18 protein-coding genes are annotated in these 20,884 nt (G+C 33.8%); 2 read left to right on the forward strand and 16 right to left on the reverse strand.

The window, feature by feature from the left end:
- Positions 1-185: 185 nt before the first annotated feature.
- The 3 genes from PKK00_13700 to PKK00_13710 all read right to left on the reverse strand — a co-directional run bounded on the left by PKK00_13700 (position 186) and on the right by PKK00_13710 (position 3,591).
- Positions 186-1,352, reverse strand: a complete 1,167-nt coding sequence (locus PKK00_13700) for an IS4 family transposase (GenBank protein HNW99455.1) — start codon at positions 1,350-1,352, stop codon at positions 186-188.
- Positions 1,353-1,499: 147 nt separating this feature from the next.
- Positions 1,500-2,168 (reverse strand): hypothetical protein, encoded by a 669-nt coding sequence (locus tag PKK00_13705; protein ID HNW99456.1) that lies wholly within the window; start codon positions 2,166-2,168, stop codon positions 1,500-1,502.
- 175 nt (positions 2,169-2,343) lie between these two features.
- Positions 2,344-3,591, reverse strand: a complete 1,248-nt coding sequence (locus PKK00_13710) for a C1 family peptidase (protein HNW99457.1) — start codon at positions 3,589-3,591, stop codon at positions 2,344-2,346.
- A 231-nt stretch (positions 3,592-3,822) separates the two neighbouring features.
- On the opposite strand from PKK00_13710, the gene PKK00_13715 reads away from it, so the two are divergent.
- A complete protein-coding gene (locus PKK00_13715) occupies positions 3,823-4,455 on the forward strand; it encodes a hypothetical protein (protein ID HNW99458.1) in 633 nt (210 codons plus the stop codon).
- Between the two features lie 20 nt (positions 4,456-4,475).
- Here the strand turns inward: PKK00_13715 and pyrI are convergent, their stop codons facing one another.
- The 3 genes from pyrI to PKK00_13730 form a co-directional block, all read right to left on the reverse strand.
- Positions 4,476-4,937 (reverse strand): aspartate carbamoyltransferase regulatory subunit, encoded by a 462-nt coding sequence (gene pyrI / locus PKK00_13720; GenBank protein HNW99459.1) that lies wholly within the window; start codon positions 4,935-4,937, stop codon positions 4,476-4,478.
- On the reverse strand, positions 4,934-5,842 hold the full coding sequence (gene pyrB, locus PKK00_13725; GenBank protein HNW99460.1) for an aspartate carbamoyltransferase: 909 nt from the start codon (positions 5,840-5,842) through the stop codon (positions 4,934-4,936). The genes pyrI and pyrB overlap by 4 nt, the downstream gene beginning before the upstream one ends.
- A 61-nt stretch (positions 5,843-5,903) precedes the next feature.
- Positions 5,904-7,019: a hypothetical protein gene (locus tag PKK00_13730; GenBank protein ID HNW99461.1), complete on the reverse strand. Its 1,116-nt coding sequence runs from the start codon at positions 7,017-7,019 to the stop codon at positions 5,904-5,906.
- Positions 7,020-7,535: 516 nt separating this feature from the next.
- Between PKK00_13730 and argS the strand changes: the two genes are divergently transcribed.
- Positions 7,536-9,320, forward strand: a complete 1,785-nt coding sequence (argS, locus tag PKK00_13735; GenBank protein ID HNW99462.1) for an arginine--tRNA ligase — start codon at positions 7,536-7,538, stop codon at positions 9,318-9,320.
- A gap of 3 nt (positions 9,321-9,323) precedes the next feature.
- Here the strand turns inward: argS and PKK00_13740 are convergent, their stop codons facing one another.
- The 10 genes from PKK00_13740 to PKK00_13785 all read right to left on the reverse strand — a co-directional run bounded on the left by PKK00_13740 (position 9,324) and on the right by PKK00_13785 (position 20,773).
- Positions 9,324-9,995 carry a M50 family metallopeptidase gene (locus PKK00_13740; protein HNW99463.1) on the reverse strand — a complete coding sequence of 224 codons (672 nt, stop codon included), beginning with the start codon at positions 9,993-9,995 and terminating at the stop codon, positions 9,324-9,326.
- 66 nt (positions 9,996-10,061) lie between these two features.
- A complete protein-coding gene (locus tag PKK00_13745) occupies positions 10,062-10,451 on the reverse strand; it encodes a DUF2784 domain-containing protein (protein ID HNW99464.1) in 390 nt (129 codons plus the stop codon).
- Positions 10,452-10,484: 33 nt separating this feature from the next.
- A complete protein-coding gene (locus tag PKK00_13750; protein ID HNW99465.1) occupies positions 10,485-11,351 on the reverse strand; it encodes a bifunctional methionine sulfoxide reductase B/A protein in 867 nt (288 codons plus the stop codon).
- Positions 11,352-11,541: 190 nt separating this feature from the next.
- Positions 11,542-12,660, reverse strand: a complete 1,119-nt coding sequence (locus PKK00_13755; GenBank protein ID HNW99466.1) for a nitronate monooxygenase — start codon at positions 12,658-12,660, stop codon at positions 11,542-11,544.
- A gap of 154 nt (positions 12,661-12,814) precedes the next feature.
- Positions 12,815-13,651 (reverse strand): LytTR family DNA-binding domain-containing protein, encoded by an 837-nt coding sequence (locus tag PKK00_13760; protein ID HNW99467.1) that lies wholly within the window; start codon positions 13,649-13,651, stop codon positions 12,815-12,817.
- Between the two features lie 58 nt (positions 13,652-13,709).
- The gene (locus PKK00_13765) at positions 13,710-15,005 is read right to left on the reverse strand and encodes a TolC family protein (GenBank protein HNW99468.1); all 1,296 of its coding nucleotides are present in this window, start codon (positions 15,003-15,005) and stop codon (positions 13,710-13,712) included.
- Positions 15,006-15,120: 115 nt separating this feature from the next.
- Positions 15,121-15,498, reverse strand: coding sequence for a GxxExxY protein (locus PKK00_13770; GenBank protein HNW99469.1), 378 nt, complete (start codon positions 15,496-15,498; stop codon positions 15,121-15,123).
- A gap of 118 nt (positions 15,499-15,616) precedes the next feature.
- On the reverse strand, positions 15,617-18,706 hold the full coding sequence (locus PKK00_13775; GenBank protein ID HNW99470.1) for an efflux RND transporter permease subunit: 3,090 nt from the start codon (positions 18,704-18,706) through the stop codon (positions 15,617-15,619).
- 61 nt (positions 18,707-18,767) lie between these two features.
- Positions 18,768-19,796, reverse strand: a complete 1,029-nt coding sequence (locus PKK00_13780) for an efflux RND transporter periplasmic adaptor subunit (GenBank protein HNW99471.1) — start codon at positions 19,794-19,796, stop codon at positions 18,768-18,770.
- A 320-nt stretch (positions 19,797-20,116) separates the two neighbouring features.
- Positions 20,117-20,773 (reverse strand): copper homeostasis protein CutC, encoded by a 657-nt coding sequence (locus PKK00_13785; protein HNW99472.1) that lies wholly within the window; start codon positions 20,771-20,773, stop codon positions 20,117-20,119.
- Positions 20,774-20,884 lie beyond the last annotated feature (111 nt).

Genomic DNA, 20,884 nt, shown 5'->3' on the forward strand with positions numbered 1-20,884 from the left:
GGAGGCGGTTAATCCTCTTAAATATTTTTTTAATTGAAATTTAAACAGCCTCTTAGTCGGACACTAATGCAAAAATATATAAATTTTTAATAGTTATTGAAATATAGCTTCCCATGAGAGAATTCAAAATTTGATTTTTTTCAGACTATAATTTTACATTTCAATTCACAAGCGTACCATAAAAACTAAAAGAGTTTCAATTGATTATATAAAAGTTCTTTGACATATTGCAGATTAGGCTTATGAAATAGCTCATTTACGGGCATTTTGTCCAAAAGCGACATACTTAAAATTTGTAGAATTTCGTAATTTGATAAATCGCTCTTGAGTTTCGCTTTTACAATTGCAATCAATACAAAAGTAATGATAGCAATATATACCTGTGTTTTGACGGCATTTTCAGAGGCTCCCCAGAATGTTTTAATTTTTAGGTGTTGTTTGATCCACTTGAAGAATATTTCTATTTTCCACCGATATTTGTAAAGCAATGAAATTTCAAGAGCTGTCAATTCAAAGTTGTTAGAAAGAAAAACAAAAAGGATATTTGTTTCAGCGTCATAATATTTGATGCGTCTAAGTTTTTCAGGATAGCTCTTCTGGGCATAAAACCCCGTAAGAATGACGGTTTGATCGCATCGCATTCCTTTGCTTTTGTCACATGCATGTGAATAAACACGTTTGAATTGGAAATTGTTTTTTGCTCGAACAACGAAATATGCTTCGGCTTTATGAAGTTTATACAATCGTTCAAAATCAATATACCCTCTGTCAAAAACATAAAAGCTTCCTTTTTCATAAAGCAATTCATCCATAGCATTGACCTCATGTACGGCAGCTTCACTGATATGAATGAAACATGGAATATTAGTTTTGACATCAAAAAGCGTATGCAGTTTTATTGCGCCTTTAGTTTTTCTGAACTTCGCCCACCAGAAAATGTTTATGCACAAATCAATTACTGTAGCATCAAATGCGTAAACATTACTTTCTATATCCAATTCAAAATCTTCGGCAGGTATGCAAAGTTCGCGAGCTTGATTAATTAAGACATATGCGTATTCGGCGTATATACGCCAATCCCTACGTTGATTTGCTTTGGCTAAATTGTTTTTTGATATTCCTGAACCTAGCCCTAAATGATATGTTTTGGATTGATGTGCTTGAATACATAAAATCAAATCACTTAAACTTTCACGATTACATAATTGTCCGAACATCATACATGATAACTGATGCCAACAAGTGAAGTGTTTTATATAACTGTTACCTTTGTAGTGTTCTACACAAGTATCAAATGCACGTCTGGGAAGAAACTCAACAATTTGTGCAAAAACATATTTACCTTGATTCATTTTTAAGTTCAAATAACCTAAAACAAAACATCAATTCAAATCGTCACGCATTAAATTTCTTCTACAAACCTTATCTGGCAATATTTTCAAAGAACGTTTTTTGTTTTTTATGGTACACTAATGATTTCAATTATTTTTTAATTCACATTATTTTTGAATTTCTGAAAGTTTAACAATCCTATATTCCACATTAAGTCTTTTAGCATTTTGTTCGACAGAAGTTTCAAAACCCGCTTTTGTTCTTCGTTTATTTACTTTTTTAGGATTTCTAATTGGCCAGATAAAACATTCTTTTTTACTATTTTTTAGTACTCTGCAAGTAGCTTGAGAGCCATAAATTTGTTTTTTCTTCTGCGACATTAAGCAACGGTCTTCCATCATCGCAACTAAATGATATGGTAATTCTTTTTGTTTTCCGGCTTTTTTTATCATATCTAAATACTGCATAATTTTCTTTTTTGAAGAATGTTGAATAATGTACCAAGCCACTTCGTTTGATTCATCTTCAATGCCAACAATTGATTTACCCGGATAGCCATATTGAGCAAAAACTTTTTCAATAAAAACAAGGTTGGCAGAGTCTATGTCAGTTTGAAGTTTCCATAAATATTTTTCAATTTCATCAAAAGGCACATTATAAGCAGATGCAAGAGAATCTTTTATCAATGAATCCGATAACCCGGGGAATAATTCACGATATTTTTGATCAAGCTCTATTAGGCTGTCTAATTGTTTTTTTAAATTTTTATTAATTGATAATTGTCCAAATGTAATGCTACAAACAAATATTAATAACAATGTAATATTAAATTTCATAAAAATTATTTTCAATTTTTTTAGATTGATTTATTATTTTTTATTTCTTCTGTTCAGTCATTATTATATTATCATTTTGAAAATATAAAATTACGATAATGTTCTTTAAGTGATAAAAAAAAGATAACCATTTCTGATTATCTTTTTTGGGATTTATAATTTAAAAGTTGGAATTTTAATTTTTAAATTTTTTCAAAACATCTTTCATCATATCCTTATGCACCATGAAATCCATCATTTTTAATTTCACATAATCTTCATGGAAAAAATAAAAGCCAAAGTTCTTGCTATCCTTACCTGCATTGCGTGAACCGGCACCCGAATCTTTTATCAGAAACCAGGTTGTTCCATCTTTTTCAAAATATCCTACCAGGTGAACACCATGATCGTCGGTAGTGGTTTCGTTGCTAAAGCGGAACTGGCGTGCATTTTCATCAATGTATTCTGAAGGGATATCGAAAGTAGGAATAACAGCGGTTTGTGCATACGATTCAAAACCTGCTTCTGAAACATCGCCGCCAACAGCTATGGTATAACCATTTTTTATTGCAGTCTTAATGATAGTCATATAATCATCAAGTGGCACATTGTAATAATCAGCCGAATGCCACCAGTTATCAGGAACCTTATATTCCATTTGTGTATAATATGGTTTTTCCATCAATGATGTTACATCGCAATAATCATCAACATTAATTTTTAAAACATTTTTCAAATATTCCTGTGGTGTCATTTCTTTTCCGTCAACAGTAACTTTTGCCGGAGGTGTTCCCATATAGTTATTCATGATTGATTTTATAGTAGCAACAATTTCATCTTCATTCCATGCTGATGATTCTTTAACTGATTTAAGATAAGTCTCCATTTCTGCGAACATCTTTTCATGATTCTGAATAGTTTGTCCGGCAAGCATTCCATTATAATCCGATTCGGGAATTACGCCATAAGTTTTCCAGATACGTGTAACAGCGTTTCCTTCCGACCCTTCGCCAAATGCAGATGTACCCCTTGTTTTTACATACTCTTTCACTTTCTCAACGTATTCCCAATACACGGTATACATTTCCGATAGCTTCACTTCTTTTTTATACAAGCGATAAACTTCCGATTCAAAATAGGATGTTGTGGAATAACACCAACAGGTGCTTGTATTCCCCTGTGAAATAGGCGGGGTATACCAAAATTTTGTAAACTGGTCGATGGATGTAGGAATATCCATTCCTGTTAAATCAATTTTAAAACGCCTGTTGGTTTTCGGGGGTTCCTCTTTTGCTTCATAATCTTCAATTCCTTTAAGAATTGAATTTTGATAATATCCAGCCTTATATTCTTTAAAAATGGCTTTATCTTTTTTTTGTGTTTTCTGTGCAGACAGCGATGCACTTATAAATAGTACCAATGATAACAGAATAATTTTTTTCATGATAAAAATTTTAATTGATTAGAACAAAAATAAAAAAAGATCCCGATCAAAGATAATCAGTCAGAATCTTTACACATAAAAAATTTTTAATAATTATACGAACAGACCGTTTTATCGAACGACCATATTCTTTTTATCAGTGATCTTTTCAGTAATGTCAAAACAATGTAGAATTTATTTCATATATTTGGATTTCAAAAATATTATTATACAATTCTAAAAGATATACTTATGAAAACTAAAAGCAAGAAAATTTATTCATTATGTTTCGCACTTATTATTGCTGTACTTCTATCTTCCTGTAAAAAAGATGATTCATCAGACGATGATAATAATAACAATACAAATAATGCTGTAACAATTGACTCGGATGTTCAATTTACAGGCACCATTAACGGTACAAATGTAAGCATCCTCTTATCAAATATAGGTGATGCTGTAACAGGCGCAGATAATCATATAGCAGCAATTCCTGATACAAGTTATTTTAAATACGATACATATTTAAGCAAAAATGATAACTCCTTGGCAATTCAAATAAAAAAAGGCACGTTAAAAAGTATTACAGGATATCCTGACAATACAACCTTTCAGGCTTTTTTTACAGCCGGAAATTATTCATACTCGGTAGATGCATTTAATGGTATAGAGATATCTTATTGGGATGCAAATCAAAAAGAATGGAGCACCTCAATGGGTTCGGCCAATCAGAGTGGAAAAACCTTTACCATTGACGCAGCACGTGATGACGGGAATGGCTACGTCAAGATAAAGGCTTCATTTAGTTGTAATCTTTATGATGCATCAGGAAATTCAATCACTTTAACAAATGGAGTTTTTGTTGATCAATTTTGTAATATGTAATTTTCCTTAAAGCTTATTGATTACCTAACAACCATATTCTTTTTATCAGTGATCTTTTCGCAATAATGACAGCGAAGTTTCACATCTTCTTTATCAATAAAATAAAATTTGGTTTTTACCTTTTCGTGATTGGTAATACAGTTAGGGTTAAAGCATTTTACAATATCTTCAATGGTGTCGGGTAGTTTAACAACTTCTTTGCTTACTACCTGGTAATCTTTAATAACAATAAGCGTTGCATTAGGAGCTACAAGACCTATTTTATTAATTTCATTCTTTTTAAAAAATTTATTGCTTACTTTAACTATTCCTTTTTTCCCGTATTTCTTGCTTTCCAGGTTGGTACCAAAAAGCATCATGTCATTTGATTCTTCAAGATGCAAAATCTTTATAACCTGGTACACGCTTTTAGGTGGAATGTGATCGATAACTGTTCCGTTTTCGATTGCTGATACTTTATATTCTTTTCTTGGTGTTGTCATTTTAATCCGAGTATTGAAGTTAATAATGCTTGTCTTACATATACGCCATTCAGCGCCTGCTGAAAATAATATGCACGTTTGTTGTCATCCACATCTTCGTCAATTTCATTCACTCTTGGCAGAGGGTGCATAATTTTAAGATTGCTCTTTGTTTTATGAAGCATATCATTTTTCAGGATATATGAATTTTTAATTTTTTCATATTCCATAGGATCGGAAAAACGTTCTTTCTGAATTCTTGTCATATAAAGAATATCTACTTTCGGAATCACTTCATCAAGTTCGGTGTATTGGTAATATTCCAGGTTTTTTTCTTTAATATGAATTTTTACTGAGCTGGGTAATTTTAATTCTAATGGAGAAACTAAGTGAAAAGTACAATCAAACTGGCAAAGCGCCTGTACAAGGGAATGCACAGTACGACCGTATTTCAGGTCGCCAACAAAAGCAATATTCAATCCTTTCAGCGTACCCTGTGTTTTACGAATTGAATACAAATCGAGCAAACACTGTGTAGGATGCTGATTAGCGCCATCGCCTGCATTGATAATAGGGACATGTGAAACTTCGCTTGCAAAACGTGCAGAGCCTTCTTTAGGATGACGCATAACGATTACGTCAGAATAATTGGCAACTGTTTTAATGGTGTCCCTTAGAGATTCACCTTTTTGTACACTTGTACTTGAAGTATCGGAGAACCCGATTATCTTTCCGCCAAGATACGATACAGCGCTCTCGAAACTTAAACGTGTACGAGTAGAGGGTTCAAAGAACAATGTTGCAACAACATAGTTTTCCAGTAAACGCTGCCTCGGATTTTTTTCAAAATCTTCGGCAATGTCAAGAATCTGCAGTTGTTGCTCTTTTGTGTAATCATTAATAGATACGAGACTTTTGTTTTTCATATATGTGGTTTATTTAATTTTTTTCGCACAAAAAAAAGGCGACTTTCGTCGCCTTAATAATTTATGAACAGCAAGCACATCCTTTTTTAACCAGGTTATGCTTTTTGATGAAGTCGTTAATTACTTCTTCGAGATCAGGTCTTCCAATTTCCTGAAGCTCATAATCAACCTTAGCACAAGGCTTGTTGATTTTAATAATTCTCTGAAGGTCAATTGGAGTAGCAATAACTACAGAATCGCAATCAGTATTATTGATTGATTTTTCAAGGTCTTTCACTTGTTGATCTCCATATCCCATAGCTGGCATTAATTTGCCAATGTTAGGATAAATTTTAAATGTTTCAGCTAATTTACCAACAACGAAAGGTCTTGGATCAACCAATTCTTTTGCGCCATATTTCATAGCAGCAACAGTACCTGCTCCAAGTTTCATTTCACCGTGAGTTAAGGTTGGGCCGTCTTCAACAACAAGCACTCTCTTACCTCTTATTAATTCTGGATTTGTAACTGTAAGAGGAGAAGCAGCATCTACTACTATAGCATTAGGATTAACTTTCTGAATGCTTTCTCTTACTATCTGAATATTTTCAGGAGCAGCGCTATCGATTTTGTTTATTACAACAACATCAGCCATTCTTAAAGTAACTTCACCAGGATAATAGTTTAATTCATTACCCGGTCTGTGTGGGTCTGTTACTGTAATAAGAAGGTCTGATTTATAGAACGGGAAGTCATTGTTTCCGCCGTCCCATAAAATAACGTCAGCTTCTTTTTCAGCTTCACGAAGAATTGCTTCGTAATCGACACCTGCATAAATCACGTTTCCGCGAACAACATGTGGTTCATACTCTTCCATTTCTTCAATGGTACATTTGTGTTTCTTTAGGTCATCGATTGTAGCGAATCGTTGAACTTTCTGAGCTACAAGATCACCGTAAGGCATTGGATGACGGATGGCAACGACTTTTAATCCCTTTGCCATGAGCAGTTCAATTACCCTGCGAGAAGTTTGGCTTTTGCCACAACCTGTCCTGACTGCACCTACAGCTAACAATGGTTTCGTGCTTTTAACCTGTGTTTTTTCAGGTCCCATAAGCATGAAATCTGCTCCTGCGGTATTTACTATAGCCCCGATACTCATTACTCTTGGGTAAGGAACATCGCTGTATGCAAACACACATATACCAACCTTAAAATCATTGATTAATTTTACCAGGTCAGCTTCTGCATGAATGGGAATACCTTTTGGATATAGTTTTCCAGCCAGTTCAGCAGGGTATTTCCGTCCATCAATGTCGGGGATCTGGGCAGCGGTGAAAGCAACTACGTTGAATTCTTCGTTGTCCCTGAAATAGGTGTTGAAGTTGTGGAAGTCCCTTCCCGCAGCACCTATAATAATTACATTTTTCCTCTTGATTTCCATAAAATACCCTCTTTTAAATTGGTTAATACTAAAAATTTATAAAATTCCCGGCAAATATAAGGGTTTAAGTACAGCAAACAAGCCTTTTACATTTTATTTTATCTTAAAATACGTTAAACACATATCTACAATAACAGCATATATCATTACCTGTCTATCTTATAAAATGAAAAAAATGTTTTAATTTTTTTCAAAAATATTTTTCAACAAATGTGTATAAAGTCAGTTTGATGATAAAATTGTACTTTTGCCTGAAATTAAATATTTGCAATGATTACTGAAAAAATATTATCAAGTACACAATTTGTTTTAAAAAAACTTTACGGACAAGATATAGCTCCTGATAAAATTCAAATAGAGAAAACCAATCCCGATTTTGAAGGTGATTTTACTTTGGTAGTATTTCCATTTCTTAAGATTTCAAGAAAATCACCCGAAGCAACCGCAAATGAAATAGGCAATGAACTGCTTGCTGCCGTTGAAGAATTACAGGATTTTAAAATTGTAAAAGGTTTTCTGAACTTAAAACTCAAACAAAATTTCTGGCAGGATTTTGCAAAAAATAATTTCTCTTCAACAGATTTTGGGAAAAATAATTCAGGAAATAATCAAACCATTGTTATTGAATACTCATCGCCAAACACCAATAAACCCTTGCATTTAGGGCATATCCGCAATAATTTATTGGGATGGTCGGTTGCAGAAATCATGAAAGCAAATGGTTATAATGTTATTAAAACAAATCTTGTAAACGACCGCGGAATCCATATTTGCAAATCGATGCTTGCATGGGAAAAATGGGGCAGCTCCGAAACCCCAGAATCGACGGGCATGAAAGGCGACCACTTGGTTGGGAAATATTATGTTCTGTTTGATAAAGAATACAAAAAAGAAATTGCAGAACTTATTAACTCAGGGAAAACTGAAGAAGAAGCCACGCGTGAAGCGCCCATTATTAAAGAAGCACAGGCAATGCTTTTGAAATGGGAAAATGGTGATGAAGAAATCCGCAACTTATGGAAAACCATGAATGGCTGGGTTTACGCGGGTTTCGACGTTACCTACAAACGCATGGGAATTGATTTCGATAAAATTCAATACGAATCAAATACCTATATTCTCGGGAAAGAAATTGTAAACGAAGGGTTACAAAAAAATATTTTTGAAAAAAAATTGGATGGCTCAGTTTGGATAAACCTTACGGCTGAAGGCTTTGATGAAAAAATTCTTTTACGTGCCGATGGAACTTCTGTTTATATTACGCAGGATATTGGCACCGCCCAGCTTCGCCACGATGAATTCAATGCCGATAAATTAATTTATGTTGTTGGCAACGAACAAAATTACCATTTCAATATTTTAAAATTGATATTGAAAAAAGCCGGCCGTGATTGGGCTGAACGCATCACTCATTTATCATACGGTATGGTTGAATTGCCTGAAGGTAAAATGAAATCGCGTGAAGGAACGGTTGTCGATGCCGATGATCTGCTTGATGAAATGTACAACACAGCAAAGCAAACCACAGAAGAATTAGGTAAGACAGAGAACTTCAGTAAAGAAAAATCAGATGCATTATTTAATATGCTAGGTCTTGGTGCGCTGAAATATTTTATTCTGAAAGTTGACCCTAAAAAAAATATGACCTTCAATCCAAAGGAATCTATTGATTTTAACGGCAACACCGGTCCATTCATTCAATACACACATGCACGTATTTGCAGCCTTCTGGATAAAGCGAAAGAAAATGGTTATGAAGTTTCAAAAGAAATAAAAAATATTTCACTGCTTGATAAAGAAATAAATCTGATTCGTATTTTACATGATTATCCTTCAACTGTTCAACAGGCAGGAACAAGCTACTCCCCTTCCCTGGTTGCCAATTATATTTACGAACTTGCAAAGGAATACAACGGCTTTTACCAGGAAATTCCGGTATTAAAAGAAACCGATGAAGAAAAAATTATTTTCCGTTTACAGCTTTCTACTTTTGTAAAAAATACCATTTCATCAGCAATGAAGCTGCTTGGCATTGATGTTCCCGAGAAAATGTAAATTTTAAATTTCGAAAAAGAGTTTAATGCTTAAATAAATAAATAAGCACGATTGCAGGAAAAAAATAAATGCCCAAAACATCGAAGGGATTTTAGTAATATTTTTAAGTTCCGAAGCATCACCTGCATTTTTTGAATTCTTACGACAAATTGAAATTAATTCGATTGAGGAATATAACGCTTCAAAAAGCATAATACCACAAAGCCATACAGCGAAAACATATTGCACCATTTCGGTTCCATAAAATTTTACAACAAAAATGATTGCAGTAAAAGTAAGTAACCAAAAAATTCCAAAACTGTTGCGAACATAAAACATCAGGTTTAACAAAGCAAAACATGAGAGAACATATAAAACCAAATCACTTCTATTAATGCTAATTAAAAAAAATAATCCATAAGCAACTGCTGAACCAAACGGATAACCGGCAAAAGCAACAAGAAATCTTCCTTTCTTAGTATCCGCCCGTTTAGTTGTTGCTGTGCCCGAACGATCACTGAACAATTCCACAGAATACACTTCGCCACTTGCAATTAATGCAGCAATAGCATGTCCACTTTCATGAATTAATGTGTTGACTATTCGCAAATATTTTCCCGCATAGGGAATTCGGTTCAACGCAAAAACCACTAATGGCAATGCATACAGCGTATATATTTTAAAATCTTCGTTCAAAATAAAAATGATGAAATGATAATTTCAAAATTATTCAGAAATAAAATGAGAAGAGAAAAAGAAAATTTATTTTTTGGACAAAGTTTTCAACATCCTGTAATCCCTTATATTCAGTGCAACTGAAATAATTAGTGCAACAATAAAACATATTGCTGTAGCATATTCAATTATAGTTGCATCAGGGTTAAAAGAAGTAAGACGCCAGATCAAATATTTGATATAAGAATAAGGTAAATCGTATTTCCCAAGTTTATGAAGCACCTGCCAATGCCAGTCGGTAAGCGGACAATAACCTATTCCATAAAATATTCCAAGTACAAACCACGAAAGCCCGGTAAGCATAAGCAGGATCAAATTTGCTTTACGGGTTTTTTTCCAAACCCAGCCAAATAAATTAAACAGTGTAACAATTGCATGAAATATCAGGAAAAACCAATCAAGGAAATGATATATCATTTTATTTTTTGTTTTTACAAAGATAATTTTTCTTTAAAATATTTTTGAGTAAACATGACAATAAGGTGTAGACCCCTTTTTATCATAATACTCCTGATGATAATCTTCTGCTTTCCAGAAAATCTTTGCTGGTCGTAGCATTGTAGCTGGTTTGTAGCCTTTTTCTTTTAACATTCCAATCAGTTTTTCTGCAATTTCTTTTTGTTCTTTGGTATGGTAAAATATTGCTGACAGATATTGTTCCCCTATATCCGGTCCTTGTCCATTGGTTTGTGTGAAATCATGTGTTTCAAAAAAATATTTGCATACTTTCTCATAACTTACTTTTGTTGTATCAAAAATTACTTCAATAGCTTCAAGATGACCTGTAGTACCAGAACACACTTCTTTATATGTAGGGTTATTTTTATTCCCTCCGGTATATCCAACAGTTGTTGAAATCACTCCATCCAGTTTATCAAAATAATATTGAGTTCCCCAAAAACAGCCAGATGAAAATATGGCAGTGTCATGAACTGAATTATTTCTATCCGGAAGAAAAATCATTGAAATAGAATTTACACAATGTCTTGTATTTTTACTGTTAAAACCTTCACCATAAAAAACATGACCAAGATGAGCTCCACAATTGGCGCAGGTTATCTCAGTTCGTTCACCATCGGCATCTAATGTTTTATTTACTGCTCCTTTAATTTCCTCATCAAAACTAGGCCATCCGCAACCTGTATCAAACTTATTTTCCGATCGGAATAAACAGGTATAACATTGCTTACACAAATAAGTCCCTTTACCATTGAATTTATAATATTCCCCGGTAAATGGCTTTTCTGTTCCTTTATTAATAATGACCCTTGTTTCTTCGGGTGTCAGTTTGTTATATTTTTTATTATTCTGCGACATATGATTTTGATAACATCCTGTATTAAAAAGGAACAAGCTCAAAATAAATGAAATTGTCCTTAACATGTGATAATTTTTTTCACCGCAAATGAACAACAATCATACCTTATAACGTATGATGTCATGTAAAAATTGTTAAGATGTTTTTACAAAAAAATCGCTTTTTTAGGAAAAAAGTTACAAAGAAATATTATTTAGGATTAACAATAGCAGGATAAAGTTGCTTGTTGAGAAATTCAAAATTATATTCAGAAATCAATTCTTCAATTACTTCAGATACGTGGCGAATCTTGGTTGCAAGGTATGCTTTGGCGCCGGCAAAAGCAAACCCTTCTGCCATATTGCCTTTAGCTGAGTTAAACAAGACCTGTGCAATACAAAAAGGTGCATCTTTTATATTGCATGTATTAATACATCTCCAAGGACATTTGAATGGCTTTGTTTCACCATTCATTATTTGTTGAACAAAATCATTTTTTACAACACGTCCGGGTAAACCTACAGGACTGTCAATGATAACAATATCTTGTTCTTTACTTGTTAAGTAACTTTCTTTAAAAGCAGGCGATGCATCGCATTCAAAAGTAGTAACAAACTTAGTTCCTATTTTTACACCTTTGGCACCCGACTGCATAATATCATAAATATCTTTGCCTGAATTAATTCCACCTCCGGCAATTACAGGAATTTCTTTCCCGAACTTATCTTCGAAATAACGAATTTCCTTAACGGTTTCTTCTACCAATACACTTAATGGTTTCGTAATATTTGATAATTCTTTTTTGCAAAATCCAAGATGTCCGCCTGCAAGAGGACCTTCCAATGCAACTGCATCAGGAACAATATTGTATTTATTAGCCCAGTATTGAAAAATAAGCCTTGCTGCTTTTGCTGATGAAACTTTGGGAATCAGCTTAGTATGATGACCTTTTAGCCCTGCATTCTCAATAACCTGTGGAATTTTCAATGGCAGACCTGCACCAATAAAAATCACATCAATATTTTCTTCTATAGCGGTGGTAATCAAATCTTCATGATCGCTTAACGCCATCATAACATTCAACCCTATAATACCAGTAGAAAGCTCTCGTGCTTTTTTTATTTCTTTTCTTAACGCTCTTTTATTCGCTTCGTAGAAATTTTTTATATAATCTGGTTCATCCATCCCGATACCGGCTGCAGATATAACTCCTATACCACCTTCATTTGCAACAGCTGATGCCAAACCTGATAATGAAACGGCTACACCCATCCCACCCTGAACAATCGGTAATTTTACTTCAATGTATCCAATCTTGAACGAATTCATAATAATACTTTCTTCTAAATTTCCAACAAAAATAGATTGTTCTTTTCAATAAAACTAAAAACAGGGACAAAAACTAAAGTATAGGTTTAAAAGGTCTCATTAGGGACGATTGCACAGATTTTAGGTGCAAAAAATATGTCAAAAAAGAGAAAATTTAAAGCAATTCATTTAGCTTATTTGCAAAATTTTTGGAAACAGGAATAGAGAAATCGACATTTTCAAAAAATAATTTATACCCCTGAAGATTCCCTTCAACTTTTTCAATAAGTTTTATATTTGCTAAATATGAACGATGGCATTTAAAAATGAATTTATCTTCTTTTAATATTTCTTCCGCTTTTGTTAAACTACATCTTACCAACTGGCTTTTAACAGTTCCGTTCTCTTTCCAGAACACTTCAATATAATTATTTGCTGAACGAATAAACAATATTAAACTTACTTTTATTGAAAGACTATCCTTTTGATAATCTGAATCAAAATGTACGATTTTCTCTTCAATATGTTTACTTTCCTGTAATTTTTTGTTTAATTCTGTAGCAAAATTTAAATGCAGTCGCAATATTCTGCTATGGTTGATAATAATTAATGCAGATATTGGAAAAACAGCTACCAGAAGTAATGCAATAACTAAATTATATCCAAATACAAGAATACCTATTTTCTTGCAAAACAAATAATATCCTGATGAAATGGTAAACAATATCCAAACATTCCATAATATTTCTCTTTTTATATCCCATTTGGTATTTGAAAACATCCGAGGGAAAATGCTTGGAAAAAATAATAAGTTTATTGTTAATGCTAAAAATGTAATCAAACATAATCCAAGCATCAGGTAATATTTATCCCTGGTTTCTAATGAGCTGATGTTAAAAGGCTGAAAAAGAAATAAAAAAAGAAAAACACCAATACTAATAAAAAATATAATGATTGAATTATACTTTAGATCATCATTGTACGGATAGGACTTATTTAGAAATTTGAACATATTGCAAAAATACGCAATAATATGTATTTTTTTTGAAAAAAATCTAGCCAATTGAATGTTAATAGCTTAACTGATAATATAATTGTTTCAATTCTATCTCTGCTGTTTTTGCTGCATATTGTAAATTCACCAGAAGATATCCTGCACTTTCAAAACTGGTCTGGGCTGCTTTCACGTCAAGAATAGTAGCCTGGTTCAGTTTAAAGTTCTGCATTACTACTTCAACCAATTTTTGAGCGAGAGTGTAATTGGTCTGTTGAACTTTTAATTGCGAAAGAGTTGTAGAATACGAGTTATATGTTTTAATAGCGTCAGTAGACAAAGTATTTAAAAGACTCTCTTTTTCTAATTTTGAATTTTCCATATTTAATAAAGCAGCTTTTCTTTGTTTATTATAAACGCTCCCATTGAATATAGGTATTTGCAAAGTAATACCTGCCGATGGACCATAATTCTGATTCATTAGCAATGACCCTGAGCTGTTATCTGTATGAGCAAAATCATAAGCCGTGTTTATTTTAATGGAAGGATAACGCTGAGCTGATAATTCACGTACCATTTGTTCATTAATTTTTATTTGTTGTTCTGCATAAAGAAATTCGGGATTACGGTTAAGAAAATTTATTATGGAATCCTGTTGAAGTGTTTCGTCAACAACAATACTGTCATTTATTGAATATTCCAATTTTTTTTTTGCATTCATCAGTAATAATAAATCTGCTTTAGCTTCATCAATGACCAATTGCTGGGCTTTTAAATTCTGTTCTGCAATATTTACATCCATCTGTGCCTGCAAAATATCTACAGCATTTGCCATTCCTACTTTATTTTTCTCATCAATAATTTGTAATTTTTTATTTGAAACATCAAGTGAATTCTGGATTATCTTAAAATAACTTTGTTGCCTTAAAATGTCGTAATACTTTATCATTATTGCAGCAATCGCATTTTGAATTTCAAGGTTAAGCGATAATTCACTTTGTTTTTGCAAAGAATTTAAACGTTCTTTTGTGGCAATAACCTTAAATCCATTGAACAATACCATACTGGCATTAATACCTGCTTTTATACTATTTTCATTTATATTGCTCAAATTGATTTCGGTGCCTCCGCTATATTCCTGGTTAATATCATTGACTGCAACATTATCTGCGGCATTAACGCTTATTGTCGGCAATCCACCGGCCATACCATAAGCATTATTAATTTTTGCAATTTCAACATTGTTCTTTGCTATCCGTATATCGAAATTATTCTTGAGTGCAGTATCAATTGCCCCCTTTAATGTCAGCTGCTGCTGAGCATTCAGTAATACAGGGACTAAAAAAATAACAAATAATAAAATCCTTTTCATTTTATATCTTATGTTTTGCTTGCTTTGCTTGTATTTTTCTTTGCAGGCTTTGCGAAAACTTTTTCAAATCTGTTTCACGCAAAGAACACAGAGTTTGATGCAAAGACCGCTATGTTTATAAGTTATTTACTATACGATGAATATTGTCTTTTAAAAATTTTGAATTAAAATTTATAAGTAATCCCAACCTTAAATCAGATAATTTTAAATAAGTAAGTAATTGAGCATAGTGAACCGGAGCAAGGACTTCAACTGATTTAACTTCAATAATAACTTTTTTCTCAACTAGCAAATCCAATCTATATCCCACATCCTGCTTCACATCTTTATATACAAAAGGCATCGGATACTGCTGCTCAACATCAAGCCCGATTTCTCTTAAATCAAATGCTAAAGCATTTTCATAGGCAGATTCAAGCAAACCAGCACCAATTGCTTTATGCAATTCTATTGCTGCCCCAATTATTTTATATGATATTTCGTTCTCCGTCATATTTTTTTTGCGTGCTTTGTGTGTCTTTTTCTTTGTGTGCTTTGCGAGAACTTTTTCAAATCTGTTTCACGCAAAGAACACAGAGTTTGATGCAAAGACCGCTGAGATTATAAATTATTTATGTTGTAATATTTTCAATTTCTTCTTTTTCGATTTTATCTGCTTTATGCTTTCCTGAAATATATGTATATACAGCAGGGATTACAAACAAGGTCAGGATCAATGAAAATAGAATACCTCCAACAACCACTATTCCTAATGGAACGCGACTCGATGCCGCAGCGCCAAGTCTTAATGCAATAGGTAAAGCGCCTAATGATGTAGCAAGGCTGGTCATTAATATAGGGCGTAATCGTTGTGTTGCAGCTTCAACCACAGCCTGATTTTTCGGTATTCCATTCTTTCTTTTCTTATTTGCAAATTCAACAATCAGAATACCATTCTTTGTTACCAGGCCTATCAGCATTATCATTCCGATTTCAGAAAAAATATTCAGCGTATGACCAAAAACCCATAAGCTTAAAAAGGCGCCTGCAATTGCTAAAGGGACTGTAATTATTATAGTAAGCGGGTCTTTGAAACTTTCGAACTGTGCTGCCAAAATAAGATATATCAATACCAGTGCAAGGATAAAAGCAAAAATTATATTTGATGAACTTTCTGCATAATCTCGCGATGAACCACTCAACGAAGTCTGGAAACTTTCATCCAGTAATTTATCTGCAATAGCCTGCATTGCCTCAACACCATCACCAATTGTTTTCCCTTCGGCTAGTGAAGCAGAAATCGTTGCCGATTTATAACGGTTATAATGATAAAGTGAAGGAGGCATTGCATTCGAAACAATATTGGTAACAGAAGTAAGTGGTATTTCATTACCATCGCTGTTACGTACATATAATTTTGAAATATCAACAGGTTTTTGCCTGTCTTTTAATGCAACCTGACTAATAACCTGGTACTGCTTGCCATTCATTATAAAATAAGCAAGACGCCTTCCGCTGAATGCTCCTTGTATCACACCTGCGATATCTTCAACGGTAAGCCCGAATTCACGCGCTTTGATTCTATCAACAGTAATATCAACTTCTGGTTTATTGAATTTCAGATTCACATCAACATTCTGAAACGTTTTATCATTTCTTGCCTCTTCTAAAAATTTGGGTATGATCTCTTTTAATCTATCAAAATTCAAATTTTGTACAACAAACTGAACAGGTAAAGAAGCACGAGAACCTAAGCCAACTGATATAGTTTGATCTTCTACCGGAAATATGCGAACATCTTTAAATCGCGAAAGCTTCTTTGAAAGCTCCTTAACAATTTCACTTTGCGTTCGCTCCCTGTCCGAAGGATTAACCAATCCTATCCCTCCCATCCCGCTATTCAGGCCTGAACTACTATAGCCGGGAATGGAAAGATAATAGAAATTCCTTTCAGGTATTGAATCCATAATAAAATTTCCAAGTTGTTCACCTACCTTTGACATATATCCATAACTGGCGCCTTCAGGGCCTGTCATCTGAAGACGGATATTACTTTTGTCTTCTATCGGAGCTATCTCACTTTGAATATTCAGCCCAATCAAAACAACAATAAAAAGACATATCCCAACGATGGCCCATGCTATCCAGCGGTGTATTATAAATCGCTCGATAAGATTTTTATAACCGCTTTCCATGCCTCTGAAAAATGGTTCTGTCTTCATGTAAAAACGTCCGTGACTTCCGCTTTTTTTATTTAGATAAATATTTAAAACAGGCGTAATCGTTAGTGATACGAACGCCGACACCAAAACAGCACAGGCCAGTACGACACCAAACTCCCGGAACAAACTACCAACAAAACCTTTTAAAAACAATACCGGAAGAAAAACTATGGCAAGCGTCATTGAAGTAGCAATTACAACAAAAAATATTTCCTTGCTCCCTTCAATTGCCGCAACACGTATGGGCATTCCTCTTTCAATCTTTCTGAAAATATTTTCGGTAACAACAATTCCGTCGTCCACCACCAATCCTGTTGCAAGAATGATTGCAAGTAATGTAAGAATATTAACAGAAAATCCTAAAATATACATTATAAAAAATGTAGAAATAAGTGAAACAGGAATATCAATTAACGGGCGAATAGCAATAAGCCAGTTCCTGAAAAAGAAAAAGATTACCAATATCACTAGTCCTATAGATATTAATAATGTTTCTCCAACTTCATTCAACGATCTGCGAATGTTTGTTGTATTATCAAAAAGAGTAGTAAATACGATGTCGCTCTTTTGCGTTTTTTTTATTTCATCCAAACGTTTATTGAACTCATCAGAAATTTCAATATAATTTGCTCCGGGTTGTGGTGTAATTGCTAACCCTACAGCGCTGACTCCATTAATTTTCCAACTTCGTTCATATTGCTCAGGGCCCAATTCCACTTTAGCAACATCGCTCAAACGAACAATACCATCTTCATTTTCGCGAATTATCAAATCCTGAAAATCTTTTTCCGTAGTTAGTTTTCCGAGAGCACGTATAGTCAGTTCGGTTTTATTTCCATAAATTTTTCCTGAAGGGATTTCTACATTTTCTTTATCAAGAACACTTGAAATATCATTAAATGTAACATTGTATGCATTTAATTTATCAGGGTCGATCCATATTCGCATGGAAGGTTTTTTCTGCCCGATAATATTCACACCACTTACTTCGGGAATGGTTTGAAATTTATTCTGAAGGACATTTTCTGCGTAATCGCTTAATTCAAGTAATCCTTTTGTTGGGCTTTGTATTGCCATTAAAATAATAAAATCGCTGTTGGCATCTGCTTTAGTTACTACCGGTGGTGCATCAATATCCTGTGGCAGATTCCTTGTAGCCTGGCTTACTTTATCGCGTACATCATTAGCTGCTGCTTCCAGGTCGGCATCAATATTAAATTCAACGGTAATCCTGCTGGAGCCAACCGAGCTCGAAGAAGATATCGTACGTATTCCCGGGATTCCATTAATTGATTTCTCCAGAGGTTCCGTTATCTGGCTTTCAATAACGTCAGCATTGGCGCCGGTGTATGACGTACTAACAGTAATCATAGGAGGGTCAATTGCCGGATATTCACGAACGCCAAGGAACGTATAACCTATCACTCCAAATAAAATGATAAACAGGTTCATCACTGTAGCCAGTATAGGTTTCCTTATTGATAGTTCAGAAATATTCATTAATGGATTTTAGATTTAAGATTTGAGTCCGCCGCGGCGGATTAGATTTAAGATTCATAATTTATTTTTTCACTTTGGTAATTTTTACTTTTGCGTTAGGGCGAACAAATAAAACTCCGCTTACAACAATTGTATCACCCGGATCAATACCACTTTTAATTTCCACAAGATCGGCAGTACGTGTCCCGGTTTCTACATTTACAAAAACAGCTTTCCCATTTTTCACAACTACAAGTTGATCAGCAAGCGCATCGGGAATAATAGCATTGGTTGGTACCACAATACCATTTACTTTTTTATCAAGTAATACTTTAACAAAAGCACCCGGGTTAATGTCATCACTTTTAACTTTTGCCCTTACTTTTATATTTCTTGTAGAAGTATTTATCTGTGGCTCAATAGCGCTTACAGTAGCTTTAATATCCTCATCCGATGATGTTGTTTGAATAGAAACTGTATCGCCTATTTTAATTATACTTTTATACGTTTCAGGAATAGTAAAATCAATTTTTATTTTATCCATTTGTTGCAGTGAACCCAATAGAGTTTGGGTGGTAACATAAGCGCCTACGCTAACCTGCCGCAGCCCCAGTTCTCCACTGAAAGGAGCTTTGATGACCGTTTTATCAATTTGTGCATTTAAAACTTTAATATTTGCTTTACGTGTATTGACTTCGCTAAATGCCGCATCATAAGTTGCCTGATCCACGCCATTTACTGCGAGCAATTGTTTTAACCGGGCTTCTGTTTTTTCTGCCAAATCGAGTGCAACTTTTTGTTGCTCCAATTGTGCCTGCAAATCGGCATCATTTATTTTTACAAGTACTGTTCCTTCTTTTACAAAATCTCCGTCAGGCATATTAAGAAATGTAATACGTCCGCTCGTTTCAGGATATAACGAAACCATTTCATCTGACAGAACGGTTCCGTTCACTTCAACATTTGACGGAATATTTTCTTCACCGGCAATAATAACATCAACCGAAACCGGGGGCGTTTCTTTTTTTGCATTGCTATCTTTATTCCCATTTTTACAGGAAACAATAGCAATTACTAAAAATGAAATGATAAGATATTTTATATAATTCATAAATTTGAGGATTCAATTTCTCGGACAAATATAGTTTGTTTTTAACAAGATAGTATATACAATTAACTGTATTTTAAATCATCTTATTGAAGAAGTTTCTTTATCAGCCAGGCAATAAGACTTAACACAACACTTAAAATAATCATAGTTGTAACGGGCATATAAAAGGTAAGCCTACTGTAAAGCACACTCCTCATGAGGTGTGCATGAAGTCCTGTTGTTCGGGAGGAGATTTTCGAACCAGTTTAGTTTATCACCAAAAAGCCAAACTATTATTCCAATAGCTATAACAACAATTCCAATAATGATAATTGTTTTTCCTAAGGTTTGCAGAATGTTTCAACAGAATTTAGAATACTGTTTAAATCATTAACAGCAGAAGTATGAAATTCTTTAGCTTTTGTCATATTCGCCAGACCTACAAAATTTTCTTTTCGCACTCCGCCTCCCGGCATTATTATAATTCTGTCGTTCGCTTCTTTTATAAGCTCAGCTAAAAGACCGCAACCCTCAATAGCAACTTGTGCCTTACCCGAAGTAAGTATTCGCTGGAATCCGCAATCAATAACATCTTCAAGCGATCTTAACGGATGTTCACACCTATCGAAGGCACGATGAAAATTGGAAGTCAATGGCTTTGCCAACTCAACAAGTTCTTTACACCGTTCTTTATCAATAGTATTTTCTTTTGTAAGAATACCAAAAACGATTCCGTCAACTTTTAAACTTTTACAAATTTCAATATCAATTTTCATGTTTTCGAATTCAGTTTCAGTATATATAAAATCCCCTCCTCTTGTGCGAATCATAACATGAACAGGAACATCAAGGATTTCCTTTACAGCAGAAATTGTCCCGTAAGAAGGAGTTACCCCGCCTTCGCAAGGAGAAGCACATAGCTCAATTCGATGCGCACCATTATCAACAGCATTTATGGCGTTTTCGAGATGATATGCAACAACTTCAATTTTTATCATTTGATTATTTTGTTATCGGTAAAATTAATTAATTCTTTCTTAGAATTATTAAAATATATCACTAGCGTTGCGTTGTTTTTTTTAAAAAGGTCATTGACATCTTGATAATTC

The sequence above is a fragment of the Bacteroidales bacterium genome (assembly GCA_035353855.1).
Taxonomy (GTDB): domain Bacteria; phylum Bacteroidota; class Bacteroidia; order Bacteroidales; family CG2-30-32-10; genus DAOQAK01.